A 14,997-nucleotide genomic window follows, 5' to 3' on the forward strand; every position below is an offset into this window, starting at 1 on the left:
GTTGATAGGCCGGATATGGAAGCACGGTAACGTGTGGAGTTGACCGGTACTAATAGGCCGAGGGCTTGTCCTCAGTTGCTCGCGTCCACTGTGTTAGTTCTGAGGCAACGAACAGTTGTCGGCTTTGAGCTGAACACACAATTGAAGAGTGTGCTTGTTCGCTCGAAACCATTAGGGTTTCGGTGGTTATAGCGTAGGGGAAACGCCCGGTTACATTCCGAACCCGGAAGCTAAGCCTTACAGCGCCGATGGTACTGCAGGGGGGACCCTGTGGGAGAGTAGGACGCCGCCGAACAATCATTGAAAGGGTTGGACCTGGAACTTCGGTTTCGGGTCCAACCCTTTTTTGTTGCCCGTCACTTGAAGTTCACGTTGCGCTACCAGCATGCACAGCATGGGTACTGCTGCACTGCTCAGGGCCGCCGGCGTCGGACTCGGTGACGAGGTCGTCGTGCCGGCCTTCGGGAACGTCGAAGTGGCCGAGGCCGTGACCATGGCCGGGGCGCTCCCGGTGTTCGCCGACATCGACCCCGCCACCTACTGCCTCGACGCCACCTCCGTGGAAGCGGTCGTCACCTCGCGCACCGCCGCCGTGGTGGCCGTCCACCGCTTCGGTCGGCTCGCCGACATCGCGCGGCTGCACGCCGTGGGTCAGCGACATGGACTGTTGGTGCTGGAACAAGGGGAGTCCGAGGCGCCGTACGACGAGATAGCCCAGCGCAGGGAGCGGGCGGCCTGTCTCGATGCCAAGTTGCGGGGTGTGCGGACCCCCGACGACGGTGACGGGCACACCTATCAGCAGTACGTCGTGCGGATTCCGGGCAACGGACGGCCGGACCGGGACGCCTTCGCACGGGCCTTGCGCGCCAAGGGAATTGCCTGCCGGGTGCCGGTGAAGACGCCCGTGCACCGGCTGCCCGAATTCCGCCGGTGTGTTTCCCTTCCGGAGACCGAGCGGGCCTCCGACGAGACGCTCGCGCTGCCCGTGGACGCGTCACTGACGAAGCGGGACATGCAGCGGATCGCGTCCGCCTGTAATGCCCTCGGAGGGCTTCTCCAGCCGGCCTTCTGACGCGGTTGGGAGCACGGGCCTGTTCAGGGTATGATCTATTCCGTTGCCGCGGGGGAGACCTCACAGGCAACTGGCCCCTATAGCTCAGTCGGTAGAGCGTCTCCATGGTAAGGAGAAGGTCAACGGTTCGATTCCGTTTGGGGGCTCCACCAGAAAAGGCCTCACTCCCACGGGTGGGGCCTTTCGCGTTCCGTTGGGGCCCCGCGTCCGGATCAGGCCACAGCCGCGGGATGGAGAAGCCCCGCCCATTCCCTGCAACCTGATCCGAACGATAGGACTAGTCCTGGTGGAGGCCCGGGACACGCATCGCCAGGATCGCCATGTCGTCCGAAGGCGCGTCCGACGCGAAGCGTTCCACCGCGCGCATGATGCGAGCCGCGACCGCGCCGGCCGTCAGGCCCGTGCAGGTCGTGAGGACGTCGGCCAGGCCGTCGTCGCCCAGCATGCGGGCGCCCTCTCGGCGTTCGGTGACGCCGTCCGTGACGCACAGGAGGACATCGCCCGGGTCGAGGGTGACGGTCTGCTCGTAGAGCTCCAGGTCCTCGATGACGCCGAGCAGCGGCTGGGGTTCCGCGGCCGGTTCGACCGTGCCGTCCTGGCGCAGGCGCAGCGGGAGCGGGTGGCCGGCGCAGACCACCTTCAACTCCGCGCTGCCGTCCTCCTGCGGACGCATCTCCCCGTACAGGAGGGTGAGGAAGCGGCTGCGGGCGCCTTCGTCGAGGATCGCGGAGTTGAGACGCTCCAGGACCATCGGGCCGCTGAGGCCCTCGCGGGCCAGGAGGCGCAGGGCGTGGCGGGCCAGGCCGGTGACGGCCGCCGCGTTCGGGCCTGTGCCGCACACGTCGCCGATGGCGAAGCCGTAGGCGCCGTCGCGGATGGGGAAGAGGTCGTAGAAGTCTCCGCCGACCTCGTTGCCCTCGCCGGCCGCGCGGTAGATGACCTCCACCTCGACGCCGTCGATCAGCGGCAGCTCCGGGGGCAGGAGGCTGCGCTGCAGGGACTGGCTGATCGCCGTGCGCTCCGAGTAGAGGCGGGCGTTGTCCAGGGCCAGGGCGGCCCGGCGGGAGAGGTCCTCGGCGAGTTCCAGGATCTCCTGGCGGAAGTGCTCGTCGGTCGGCTTGCCCAGGGTGAGCATGCCGATGACGCGGTTGCGGGCGACCAGCGGGAGGACCACGGTCTCGCCGCCGACGGCCGAGGCGGTGGCGAGGGTCGGGCCGATGCCGGGGGTGACCTGGCGGTTCGGCCCACCGCTGAGGCCGAGGCTGCGCATGGAACTGCGCAGGGCCGCCTGATGGGCCATCGCGGCGGGGGCCGTCCAGACGCGGGCGCCGGGGGTGGGGACCGGGTCGGGTGGGGGAACCTTCGACAGCAGGTACTTGATGCCGTCGATGAGTTCCTCGTCCTCGTGCAGGACGTAGGAGAGGTAGGGCTCGGAGGCCTGGTCGGCGATGGTGTAGACGGCGCACCAGGTGGCGAGTGTCGGGACCGTCATCTGGGCCATCAGGGCCAGGGTCTGGTCGCGGTCCAGGGTGCCGGCCAGCAGGTCGGAGGCCTCGACGAGGAAGCTGAGGGAGCCGCGGCGCAGGCGTTCCAGTTCGCCCAGGCGGGCCGATTCGACGGCGAGGGCGATGCGGTCGGCGGCGAACTGGAGGCGCAGGGCCTCTTCGTTGGTGTATCTGGCGGGGGCTTCGGCGGCGACGCCGAGGGAGCCGGTAAGGCGGCCCTCGACCTTCAGCGGGACCGTGACGACCGAGCGCATGCCCGTGCCGTTCAGCAGTGGCACGGCGCCGGGGACGGCGGCCAGGTCGTCGTGGACGGCGGGCATCCGGGCCGAGCCGTAGCGGCCGGGGCCGGCTTCCACAGGGACCCGGGCGAAGCGCTGGCGGGCGGAGGGGAGGCCGGTCGAGGCGCGGACCTCCAGTTCCGTCTCGTCGTCGGTGGCGAGAAGGAGGAACGCGGAGTCGCCGTCGAGCATGTCGCGGGCGCGTTCCACCGTGCGCTGGAGGAGGCCGTCGAGGTCGTCCGGGGCGGGCGAGCCGATGAAGACCTCGAAGGGATCGGTGCTCTGGCCCTCGGAGCCGGTCGTGCTGTCGGCGGGCACCCGCTGGGGAGTCTGCAGAACTGCCCGTTCGTGGTCCCGTACCAGGAGGCACACGGTTGACGGTTCGCCGCCGGTGTCGCGGACGCGCAGGTGGGAGGCGTACACCGGGGTGACGCGGCCGGTGGCCGCGCGGATGCCGTAGCTGCCTTCCCAGCGGGACAGGCGGAGGGCTTCCACGATGCCGGTGCTGGTGCCCGGGGTATGCGGCCAGGCGGCGAGGTCGGTCAGGGGCTTGCCGGTGACCTGCTCGGCCGGATAGCCGAAGAGTTCCTCGGCGTCCTCGTTCCAGGCGGTGATGGCGCCGGTGCGGTCGATCTGGATGACGGCCACCCGGACCCGGCCGTCGGCGAGGGGGAGGAGGTCGACGGGGAGGGCCGGGCCGGCCGTGCGGGTGCCCACCGCGCGTGCGGGAAGATCCAGCTGGAACCAGACGGTCTTGTGGGTGGGGGTGTATTCGACGCCCCAGCGGCCGGCGAGGGCCGCGCACAGCTGCAGGCCGCGGCCGCCCTCGCGGTCCGGGCTGCCCATGTTGACGGCCGCTCCCTGGAGGGGGATCTCGCGTTCGGGGTAGTGGTCGGCCACCTCGATGCGTGCGCCGTCGTCGCTGCGCAGGCAGAGCACGTCGGCCGAGGTGCCGGCGTGGACCACGGCGTTGGTGACGAGTTCGCTGGTGAGAACGACGGCGTCGTCGACGATGTCGGCGAAGCCCCAGCCCTGGAGGGTGTCGCGAACGAAGGAGCGGGCGCTCGCGACAGATCGCCCGACGGGCTCGAAACTGGCGGCCGCGCGCGCGGTGATCACAGAACTCCTCGACCGGTTCTCGACGTGCTGGGCTGCGGGGCCGACCGGCTCGCGCCGCTGTTGCGGCAGGCTGCCCGTCGGCCGGGGGTCCGGGGGCTGTCCCCCCGGGATCAGTCCGGTGGTCATGTGTGCGGCCGCCCCTCCGATGCCCGCTCGTCTTCGTGCCACCGCCCAGGCCGGACGGACCGGCGCGGCTGGACAGCCGGATGCAAGGTTACTTACCTTCGCGGTCCATGCGGATGCCGGTCTGCAGTGTTTCCATCCGGAGGGTGTGCGGACGGTGTGCGAAGCTGCCGAACTGTTATGGCCTGGTTCGGCCGGGGTGAAACACTGGGCAAGCTTGTGGTGAAGGTCAGGGCAGGCTGTGTGCCCGATGCCGCCCGTGGGCAGCAGCCCCCTGGAAACGGGCTGGTATGCAGGGCGGAGAATACGCAGTAGTAACCGGTACGCCGAGCGTGGTACCGGAACACAGCAGTGACGGTCGACCCCTGCGGGAGGGACACAGTGGAGTCTGGCGCAGCGACGCGTGGCAAGAAGGCGCGCGCGAAAGGCGGACAGTCCCCGATCAATCAGGGCAGGGTGCGCAGCGGTACGACCGAGGTGGACACAGCGTCCCTGAACCGCCTGATGGCGGCCCTGGTGTCGATGCGGGACGGGAACTTCCGCAAGCGGCTCACGGTGTCCGGGGACGGCGTGATGGCCGAGATCGCGGCGGTGTTCAACGAGGTGGCCGACCGCAATCTGCATCTGACGGGTGAGCTGTCGCGGGTGCGGCGGATGGTGGGCCGCGAGGGCAAGCTCACCGAGCGGCTGGAGACGGGTGCCTGCGAGGGCTCCTGGGCGACGGCGATCGACAACTCGAACGCCCTGGTGGACGACCTGGTGCGGCCGGTGTCCGAGGTCGGCCGGGTGCTGTCCGCGGTGGCGGAGGGTGATCTGTCGCCGCGGATGGAGCTGCGGACGCAGGTGCCGGACGGGAACAGCCAGCCGCTGCGCGGCGAGTTCCTGAAGGTCGGGCGGACCGTCAACAACCTGGTCGACCAGCTGTCGACGTTCACCGACGAGGTCACGCGAGTGGCCAGCGAGGTGGGCACCGAGGGCAAGCTGGGCGGTCAGGCCCGCGTGCGGGGCATGTCGGGTTCCTGGCGGGACCTGACGGACTCCGTCAACACGATGGCGTACCGGCTGACGGCCCAGGTGAGGGACATCGCGCTGGTGACGACGGCGGTCGCCAAGGGTGATCTGTCGCGCAAGGTCACGGTGCAGGTGGCCGGCGAGATGCTGGAGCTGAAGAACACCGTCAACACGATGGTGGACCAGCTCTCGGCGTTCTCGTCCGAGGTGACCCGGGTGGCCCGTGAGGTGGGCACCGAGGGTGCGCTGGGCGGTCAGGCGCAGGTGCCCGGGGTCGACGGGGTGTGGAAGGAACTCACCGATTCGGTGAACACCATGGCCGGGAACCTCACGGCCCAGGTGCGCGGGATCGCGGAGGTGACGACCGCGGTCGCCAACGGTGATCTGTCGCGCAAGGTGACCGTGCCGGCGCGGGGTGAGGTCGCGCAGCTCGCGGACACGATCAACCAGATGACCGAGACGCTGCGGATCTTCGCGGACGAGGTCACGCGGGTGGCCAACGAGGTCGGTGCCGAGGGGCGGCTGGGCGGTCAGGCGAATGTGCCGGGTGCGGCGGGGACGTGGAAGGACCTCACCGATTCGGTGAACACGGTCTTCCGTAACCTGACCACTCAGGTGAGGGACATCGCCGCGGTCACGACGGCGGTGGCCAACGGCGATCTGTCGCAGAAGGTCACGGTCGACGTGGCCGGCGAGATGCTGGAGCTGAAGAACACCGTCAACACGATGGTGGATCAACTGTCCGCGTTCGGTGCCGAAGTGACGCGTGTGGCGCGGGAGATCGGTGTCGAGGGCGAGCTGGGCGGCCAGGCGCAGGTGCCGGGTGCGGCGGGGACGTGGAAGGACCTGACGGACTCCGTCAATACGGCGTTCCGCAACCTCACCGGTCAGGTGAGGAACATCGCCCAGGTGACGACGGCGGTGGCCAACGGCGACCTCTCGCAGAAGGTCACCGTCGATGTCTCCGGCGAGATGCTCAAGCTGAAGAACACCGTGAACACGATGGTGGACCAGCTGTCGAGCTTCGCCGACCAGGTGACGCGGATGGCCCGGGACGTGGGCACGGAGGGCCGCCTCGGCGGTCAGGCGCGTGTCGACGGCGTGTCGGGCACCTGGAAGGAGCTCACCGACTCCGTCAACTCGATGGCCGGGAACCTCACTTCCCAGGTACGCAACATCGCGCAGGTCACGACGGCGGTGGCCCGGGGCGACCTGTCGCAGAAGATCGACGTGGACGCGCGCGGCGAGATCCTGGAGCTGAAGAACACCATCAACACGATGGTCGACCAGCTCTCGGCCTTCGCCGACCAGGTGACCCGGGTCGCGCGCGAGGTGGGCACGGACGGCCGGCTGGGCGGTCAGGCGCAGGTGCCGGGCGTGGCCGGCGTGTGGCGTGACCTGACGGACTCCGTCAACGGCATGGCGTCCAACCTGACCGGCCAGGTGCGCAACATCGCCCAGGTGGCCACCGCCGTGGCCCGGGGTGACCTGTCCCAGAAGATCACCGTGGACGCGCGCGGGGAGATCCTGGAGCTGAAGAACACGCTGAACACGATGGTGGACCAGCTGTCGTCGTTCGCCGAAGAGGTCACGCGTGTGGCCCGTGAGGTGGGTACGGAGGGCATCCTCGGCGGCCAGGCCGAGGTGCAGGGCGTCTCCGGCACCTGGAAGGACCTCACCCAGTCCGTGAACGGCATGGCGAACAACCTGACCATCCAGGTGCGCAACATCGCCGAGGTCACGACGGCGGTGGCCCGGGGTGATCTGTCGAAGAAGATCACCGTGGACGCCAAGGGCGAGATCCTCGAACTGGTCACGACCGTCAACACGATGGTGGACCAGCTGTCCTCCTTCGCCGAGCAGGTGACCCGGGTGGCCCGTGAGGTGGGCACCGAGGGCATCCTGGGCGGCCAGGCGCACGTGCCGGGTGTCACGGGCATCTGGAAGGACCTGAGCGACAACGTCAACCTGATGGCGAAGAACCTCACCACTCAGGTGCGGAACATCTCCCAGGTCTCGGCGGCGGTCGCCAACGGTGACCTGACGCGGCAGGTCACCATCGAGGCGCGCGGTGAGGTCGCGCAGCTCGCCGACACCATCAACACGATGGTGAAGACGCTGAGTTCGTTCGCCGAGCAGGTCACCAAGGTGGCCCGTGAGGTGGGCACGGACGGCATTCTCGGCGGGCAGGCGCACGTGCCGGGTGTGGCCGGTACGTGGAAGGACCTCACCGAGTCGGTGAACCAGATGGCGTCGAACCTGACCGGTCAGGTGCGCAACATCGCCATGGTGACCACGGCCATCGCCAAGGGTGACCTGACGAAGAAGATCGACATCGACGCGCGCGGCGAGATCCTGGAGCTGAAGACGACCATCAACACGATGGTCGACCAGCTGTCGTCCTTCGCGGAGGAGGTCACCCGGGTCGCCCGTGAGGTGGGCACGGAAGGGCAGCTCGGCGGCCAGGCACGCGTGCGTGACGTGGACGGCACCTGGCGTGACCTGACCGAGTCGGTGAACGAGATGGCCGGGAACCTGACCCGGCAGGTGCGTGCCATCGCGCGCGTGGCGACCGCGGTGACCCGCGGCGATCTGAACCTGAAGATCGACGTGGACGCGTCCGGGGAGATCCAGGAGCTCCAGGACTACATCAACAAGATGATCGCCAACCTGCGCGACACCACGATCGCCAACAAGGAGCAGGACTGGCTCAAGGGCAATCTGGCGAGGATCTCGGCGCTGATGCAGGGCCGCCGGGACCTGGAGGACGTGGCCTCGCTGATCATGAGCGAGCTGACGCCGGTCGTCTCCGCGCAGCACGGCGCTTTCTTCCTGGCCATGCCGCTCGTCGACGGTGACGACGTGAACGCCGCGGACGACGACCAGTACGAGCTGCGCATGCTCGGCAGTTACGGCTACTCGATGGGTTCGATGCCGACGTCGTTCGAGCCCGGTGAGGCGCTGATCGGGACGGCCGCCACGGAGAAGCGCACCATCCTGGTGGAGAACGCGCCCAGCGGCTATCTGAAGATCTCCTCGGGGCTCGGTGAGGCGCCGCCCGCGCAGGTGATCGTGCTGCCGGTGCTGTTCGAGGGGAAGGTGCTCGGCGTGATCGAGCTGGCGTCCTTCACGCCGTTCACGCAGATCCAGAAGGACTTCCTGAACCAGATCGCCGAGATGATCGCGACGAGCGTCAACACCATCTCCGTCAACACCAAGACCGAGCTGCTGCTGGCGCAGTCGCAGGAGCTGACCGAGCAACTGCGGGAGCGCTCGGCCGAGTTGGAGCAGCGGCAGAAGGCGCTTCAGGCGTCCAACGCGGAACTGGAGGAGAAGGCCGAGCTGCTGGCCCGGCAGAACCGCGACATCGAGGTGAAGAACACCGAGATCGAGGAGGCGCGGCAGGTCCTGGAGGAGCGCGCCGAGCAGCTCGCGGTGTCGATGCGCTACAAGAGCGAGTTCCTGGCGAACATGTCGCACGAGCTGCGTACGCCGCTCAACTCGCTGCTGATCCTGGCCAAGCTGCTCGCCGACAACGCCGAGGGGAACCTCTCGCCGAAGCAGGTCGAGTTCGCCGAGACGATCCACGGGGCCGGTTCGGACCTGCTCCAGCTCATCAACGACATCCTCGACCTGTCGAAGGTCGAGGCGGGCAAGATGGACGTCTCCCCGACGCGGATCGCGCTGGTCCAGCTCGTGGACTACGTGGAGGCGACCTTCCGGCCGCTGACCGCGGAGAAGGGCCTGGACCTGTCGGTGCGGGTCTCGCCGGAGCTGCCCGCGACGCTGCACACCGACGAGCAGCGGTTGCTGCAGGTGCTGCGCAATCTGTTGTCGAACGCCGTGAAGTTCACCGACTCCGGGTCGGTGGAGCTGGTCATCAGGCCGGCGCGGGACGACGTCCCCCAGAAGATCCGGGAGCAACTGCTGGAGACCGGGTCGCTGACCGATCCGGAGGCCGAGCTGATCGCGTTCTCTGTGACCGACACCGGGATCGGCATCGCGTCCAGCAAGATGCGGGTGATCTTCGAGGCGTTCAAGCAGGCCGACGGCACCACCAGCCGCAAGTACGGCGGTACGGGCCTGGGGTTGTCCATCTCGCGGGAGATCGCGCAGTTGCTCGGTGGTGAGATTCACGCGCAGAGCGAGCCCGGACGTGGCTCGACGTTCACGCTGTATCTGCCGCTGCACCCCAGCGAACTGCCGCCGCAGGGCTACCAGCAGCAGCTGCCCGCCCTGGAGGCCGGTGACCTGGTGGCGTCGTCCGAGCGGTCGGACGCGGAGGCCGAGAGGCCGGCCGAGGTGACCTCGTACCGGGAGACGCAGAACGGGCCGGCCGCCTTGTTCCGGCGGCGCCGCAGGATGCCGGAGCTGCCGCCGCGCCCCGCGCAGCTGGAGCAGTGGACGCCGCCCGAGCAGGAGAGCCCGGCGCCGAAGCCGAACCGCGGCATCCGGTTCGGTGGCCAGAAGGTCCTGATCGTCGATGACGACATCCGCAACGTCTTCGCCCTGACCAGTGTCCTGGAGCAGCACGGCCTGTCCGTGCTGTACGCGGAGAACGGGCGTGAGGGCATCGAGGTCCTGGAGCAGCACGAGGACGTGGCGGTCGTGCTGATGGACATCATGATGCCGGAGATGGACGGGTACGCGACGACCACGGCGATCCGCAGGATGCCGCAGTTCGCCGGGCTGCCGATCATCGCGCTGACCGCGAAGGCGATGAAGGGCGACCGGGAGAAGGCGATCGAGTCGGGCGCTTCCGACTACGTGACGAAGCCGGTCGACCCCGATCACCTGCTGGCGGTGATGGATCAGTGGATGCGAGGGGAATGAGGGGGACGTCGGGCTGTTGCGCGACCATGACGGGAAGGTTCCGTGTTCACGCGGAGTTGCGGACCCGGTGTGCGCATAGTCGTGTAGAAGCACAAGATCTGGGGAACCCTCTGGTCTCGCGCCGCGTTTCTGCTACGTGCACAGTGACATCACGGTGACAGGGTGTGGTGACGGGCGGGGTGCGGCTACGATGACCGGCACAAGGACGGGCGGCGCAAGGGAGTCGTCCCCTGGGGCGGCACCCACCGGTGCTTCCACAGGTCCTGCGGACAGGGGAGGCCCCACGCCGGGGCGAGGAGGGCGGGCCATGGTGCAGAAGGCCAAGATCCTCCTGGTCGATGACCGGCCGGAGAATCTGCTGGCGCTGGAGGCGATCCTCTCCGCGCTCGATCAGACGCTGGTGCGGGCATCGTCCGGGGAGGAAGCGCTCAAAGCGCTGCTCACGGACGACTTCGCGGTCATCCTGCTGGACGTCCAGATGCCGGGCATGGACGGCTTCGAGACGGCGGCGCACATCAAGCGCCGCGAGCGGACCCGGGACATCCCGATCATCTTCCTCACGGCGATCAACCACGGCCCACACCACACCTTCCGGGGTTACGCGGCGGGTGCGGTGGACTACATCTCCAAGCCGTTCGACCCGTGGGTGCTGCGCGCGAAGGTCTCCGTCTTCGTCGAGCTGTACATGAAGAACTGTCAGCTGCGGGAGCAGGCGTCCCTGCTGCGACTGCAGTTGGAGGGCAACGGCAAGGACACGGGCGGCGAGGCCAAGGAGTCGGCCGGGCTGCTCGCGGAGCTCTCCGCGCGGCTGGCCGCCGTCGAGGAGCAGGCCGAAGCACTGACCAAGCAGCTCAACGACGAGTCGACGGACGCCGCCGCGGTGGCCACGGCGGCTCATCTGGAGCGCAAGCTCACGGGGTTGCGGCGGGCGCTGGACGCCCTGGAGCCGGGCACCGGAAGCGCTTCCCCGATGTCCTCGCAGAACTGACGCGCGCGCGGACGGGATTGTTCCCCGTGACCGCGCGTCAGTTTCGTGCCTCTTCCGAAGCGACACGAACGGGTGAAGCCGTGGACACGCGTGTCCCCTGTCGTCTCCCCCGGTAACCTCACACCCATGGCCTCACGTCCCTCCGCAGCCAAGAAGCCGCCGCCCGCGAAGAAGGCGGCCGCGAAGGCTCCGGCGAAGAAGGCCGCTGCCAAGAAGGCTCCCGCGAAGAAGGCGCCCGCCAGGAAGGCCGCGGCCAAGAAGGTCGCGCCCCGACCGGCACCCAGCCCCACGGGCGGCATCTACCGGCTGGTGCGCGCCGTCTGGCTCGGCGTGGCGCACGCTGTCGGCGCCGTGTTCCGCGGCATAGGGCAGGGCGCCAAGAACCTCGACCCGGCCCATCGCAAGGACGGTGTCGCCCTGCTGCTGCTCGGTATCGCGCTCATCGTCGCCGCGGGCACCTGGGCCGACCTCAGGGGCCCCGTGGGCGACCTGGTGGAGATCCTCGTCACCGGTGCCTTCGGCCGCCTCGACCTGCTCGTGCCGATACTCCTCGCCGTCATCGCCGTGCGGTTCATCCGCCACCCGGAGAAGCCCGAGGCCAACGGGCGCATCGTCATCGGCCTGTCCGCGCTCGTCATCGGCGTGCTCGGACAGGTCCACATCGCGTGCGGCTCACCCGCGCGCGGCGACGGCATGCAGGCCATAAGGGACGCCGGCGGCCTCATCGGCTGGGCCATGGCGACGCCGCTGTCGTACGCCATGGGCGACGTGCTCGCGGTGCCGCTGCTGGTGCTGTTGACCGTCTTCGGGCTGCTGGTCGTCACCGCCACCCCGGTCAACGCCATTCCGCAGCGCCTGCGGCTGCTCGGGGTGCGTCTCGGGATCGTCCGCGACCCGGCCGAGGACGAGTTCGTCTTCGCCGAGGACGACGAGCGCTATGAGGAGCAGTGGCGCGAGGCGCTGCCCGCGCGCCCGCGCGGCCGGCGGGCGCAGGCACCCGCGGCGTACGACCCGGACAGTGCCGAGCAGGAGGCGCTCACCCGGCGCCGGGGCCGCCCCCGGCGCTCCGCCGTGCCGCAGCCCGACATGGACCGGCCCAGGGACGCCGTGGACATCGCAGCGGCGGCCGCCGCTGCGCTCGACGGCGCCGTGCTGCACGGCATGCCGCCCTCACCGGTCGTCGCCGACCTCACCCAGGGCGTACGGGCGGGGGACCAGGAGGCGACCACGCCGACCCCCGTCCCGGCCGCCCGCCCCCGGCAGGACGAGCCGCGGCAGTCCGAGCCCGAACCGCAGAAGCCGAAGGCCGGCGTCCGCGACCTGACCAAGGCGCCGCCGGCCGAGCCCCGCGATCTGCCCCCGCGCGCGGAGCAGCTCCAGCTGTCCGGCGACATCACCTACGCCCTGCCGTCGCTCGACCTGCTGGAGCGCGGCGGTCCGGGCAAGGCCCGCAGCGCCGCCAACGACGCCATAGTGGCCGCGCTGACCACGGTCTTCACCGAGTTCAAGGTCGACGCCCGGGTCACCGGCTTCACCCGCGGGCCGACGGTCACGCGCTACGAGGTCGAGCTCGGCCCCGCCGTGAAGGTCGAGCGGATCACCGCGCTGGCGAAGAACATCGCCTACGCCGTCGCCTCCCCGGATGTGCGGATCATCAGCCCGATTCCCGGCAAGTCCGCGGTGGGCATCGAGATCCCGAACACCGACCGGGAGATGGTCAACCTCGGCGACGTACTCCGTCTGGCGGAGTCCGCGGAGGACGACGACCCGATGCTGGTGGCCTTCGGCAAGGACGTCGAGGGCGGCTACGTCATGCACTCGCTGGCGAAGATGCCGCACATGCTGGTCGCCGGCGCCACCGGCTCCGGCAAGTCGTCCTGCATCAACTGCCTGATCACCTCGGTCATGATGCGGGCGACCCCCGAGGACGTCCGGATGATCCTCGTCGACCCCAAGCGGGTCGAGCTGACCGCGTACGAGGGCATCCCGCACCTGATCACGCCGATCATCACCAACCCCAAGCGGGCCGCCGAGGCCCTCCAGTGGGTCGTGCGCGAGATGGACCTGCGCTACGACGACCTGGCCGCCTACGGCTACCGGCACATCGACGACTTCAACAAGGCCGTGCGCGAGGGCAAGGTCAAGCCGCCCGAGGGCAGTGAGCGCGAGCTCCAGCCCTACCCGTACCTGCTGGTCATCGTCGACGAGCTCGCCGACCTGATGATGGTCGCACCGCGGGACGTCGAGGACGCCATCGTGCGCATCACGCAGCTCGCCCGCGCGGCCGGCATCCACCTGGTGCTCGCCACGCAGCGCCCGTCGGTCGACGTCGTCACGGGTCTCATCAAGGCGAACGTGCCCTCGCGGCTGGCCTTCGCCACCTCCTCGCTGGCCGACTCGCGGGTCATCCTCGACCAGCCGGGCGCCGAGAAGCTCATCGGCAAGGGCGACGGGCTGTTCCTGCCCATGGGGGCCAACAAGCCCACCCGCATGCAGGGCGCCTTCGTCACCGAGGAGGAGATCGCGGGCGTCGTGCGGCACTGCAAGGACCAGATGACGCCCGTCTTCCGGGACGACGTCGTCGTGGGCACCAAACAGAAGAAGGAGATCGACGAGGACATCGGCGACGACCTCGACCTGCTGTGCCAGGCGGCCGAGCTGGTCGTCTCCACGCAGTTCGGGTCGACGTCCATGCTCCAGCGCAAGCTGCGCGTCGGCTTCGCCAAGGCCGGCCGGCTGATGGACCTCATGGAGTCCCGGAACATCGTCGGACCGAGCGAGGGTTCGAAGGCTCGTGACGTTCTTGTGAAGCCTGACGAGCTGGATGGAGTGCTCGCCCTGATCCGGGGGGAGTCTGAAGGGTAGGGAAACGGGACACGGTGGTCGCGTCGCGAGGTTACGGCAATTGGGTGTCCTGATCGTGACCCACCCGTAGGGGATCATTGAGCAACCGTTTCCCTTCGGCGTACGTCAAGTTGAGGGAAGCGACAAGCAGCGAGCCCACCATCGGAATGTCGGGCCATTCCGATGGCGTACAAAGTGCCACCGCCCGGTTGCCCCACCCTTTTGCACCCCCCCTAGACTGAACCTCCAGCACAGGCGGCTACACGCTCGAAAGGCGCCCCCGTGTCCATCGGCAACTCCCCTGAAGACGAGCGTCCGTTCGAAGACGAGCGCGTCGAAGCAGACCGCGAGGAAGCCCGCCCCTCCATCGGCCGTGTCCTGCAGCAGGCTCGTATCGCCGCCGGACTGACCGTCGACGACGTCAGTAGCGCCACCCGGGTCCGCATGAACATCGTGCACGCGATCGAGGCGGACGACTTCACCCCCTGCGGTGGAGACGTCTACGCCCGTGGGCACATCAGGGCCCTGGCCAAAGCCGTCCACCTCGATCCCGAACCGCTGCTCGACCAGTACGGCGACGAGCACGGCGGGCGTCCGGCACCGACTCCGGCAGCTCCCCTCTTCGAAGCGGAACGCATTCGTCCGGAGCGGCGGGGCCCCAACTGGACCGCGGCCATGGTCGCCGCGATCGTCGCCGTCATCGGTTTTGTCGGGTTCACGATGTTCCAGGGCGGCGACGACAGCGGCAACAACGAGGCGAACGTGGCCGAGGGCTCGGCGCCCGGCGACTCCGCCTCCCCGACCACCAAGACCAAGAAGCCCGCCGACCCCAAGCCCGAGCCGTCCGACAGCGCCATCGCGGCCGCGCCGCGGGACAAGGTGACGGTCCGGGTGGTCGCCGCCGACGACCGCAGCTGGATCGCCGCCAAGGACCACAACGGCCGGATGATCTTCGACGGCGTTCTCAAGAAGGGCGACACCAAGACCTTCCAGGACAGCTCGATGGTCCAGCTCGTCCTCGGAGACGCCGGCGCGATCGACCTCTTCGTCAACGGCAAGAAGATCGAGGAGAACTTCCAGCGAGGGTCCGTCGAACGCCTGACCTACACAAAGGGCGACCCCGCGGCCGGGTGACCGGCCCGAAAAGTCCAGTTGATGCGGGGTTGGCCGGGAAGCGGCCAACCCCGTCGACGTAGGGCGTCAGCGGGACGAAGTAGTCTTGAG

General features: G+C 69.0%; 6 protein-coding genes, 1 tRNA gene and 1 rRNA gene. 7 read left to right on the forward strand and 1 reads right to left on the reverse strand.

Going from position 1 to position 14,997, the window contains the following annotated elements:
• Window positions 1–178: 178 nt before the first annotated feature.
• From rrf to ABTX62_RS09480, 3 genes are all read left to right on the forward strand, one after another.
• Window positions 179–295, forward strand: a 5S ribosomal RNA gene (rrf, locus tag ABTX62_RS09470).
• Between the two features lie 114 nt (window positions 296–409).
• Entirely contained in the window at window positions 410–1,072 is a 663-nt protein-coding gene (locus tag ABTX62_RS09475; protein WP_352115767.1) for a DegT/DnrJ/EryC1/StrS family aminotransferase, read from the forward strand.
• Window positions 1,073–1,145: 73 nt separating this feature from the next.
• A tRNA-Thr gene (locus ABTX62_RS09480) sits at window positions 1,146–1,221 on the forward strand.
• 128 nt (window positions 1,222–1,349) lie between these two features.
• Here the strand turns inward: ABTX62_RS09480 and ABTX62_RS09485 are convergent.
• The gene (locus ABTX62_RS09485) at window positions 1,350–4,100 is read right to left on the reverse strand and encodes a SpoIIE family protein phosphatase (RefSeq protein ID WP_352115613.1); all 2,751 of its coding nucleotides are present in this window, start codon (window positions 4,098–4,100) and stop codon (window positions 1,350–1,352) included.
• A 378-nt stretch (window positions 4,101–4,478) separates the two neighbouring features.
• Here ABTX62_RS09485 and ABTX62_RS09490 point away from each other — a divergent pair, with 378 nt between their 5' ends.
• The 4 genes from ABTX62_RS09490 (at window position 4,479) to ABTX62_RS09505 (ending at window position 14,907) form a co-directional block, all read left to right on the forward strand.
• On the forward strand, window positions 4,479–9,941 hold the full coding sequence (locus ABTX62_RS09490; RefSeq protein WP_352115614.1) for a HAMP domain-containing protein: 5,463 nt from the start codon (window positions 4,479–4,481) through the stop codon (window positions 9,939–9,941).
• A 307-nt stretch (window positions 9,942–10,248) separates the two neighbouring features.
• The gene (locus ABTX62_RS09495; protein ID WP_352115615.1) at window positions 10,249–10,929 is read left to right on the forward strand and encodes a response regulator; all 681 of its coding nucleotides are present in this window, start codon (window positions 10,249–10,251) and stop codon (window positions 10,927–10,929) included.
• Between the two features lie 126 nt (window positions 10,930–11,055).
• Complete coding sequence (locus ABTX62_RS09500; protein WP_352115616.1) at window positions 11,056–13,794, forward strand: DNA translocase FtsK; 2,739 nt, start codon at window positions 11,056–11,058, stop codon at window positions 13,792–13,794.
• Between the two features lie 261 nt (window positions 13,795–14,055).
• Complete coding sequence (locus ABTX62_RS09505) at window positions 14,056–14,907, forward strand: helix-turn-helix domain-containing protein (protein WP_352115617.1); 852 nt, start codon at window positions 14,056–14,058, stop codon at window positions 14,905–14,907.
• Window positions 14,908–14,997: the final 90 nt, after the last annotated feature.

The organism is Streptomyces sp. NPDC096046 (genome assembly GCF_040303285.1).
Lineage (GTDB): Bacteria > Actinomycetota > Actinomycetes > Streptomycetales > Streptomycetaceae > Streptomyces.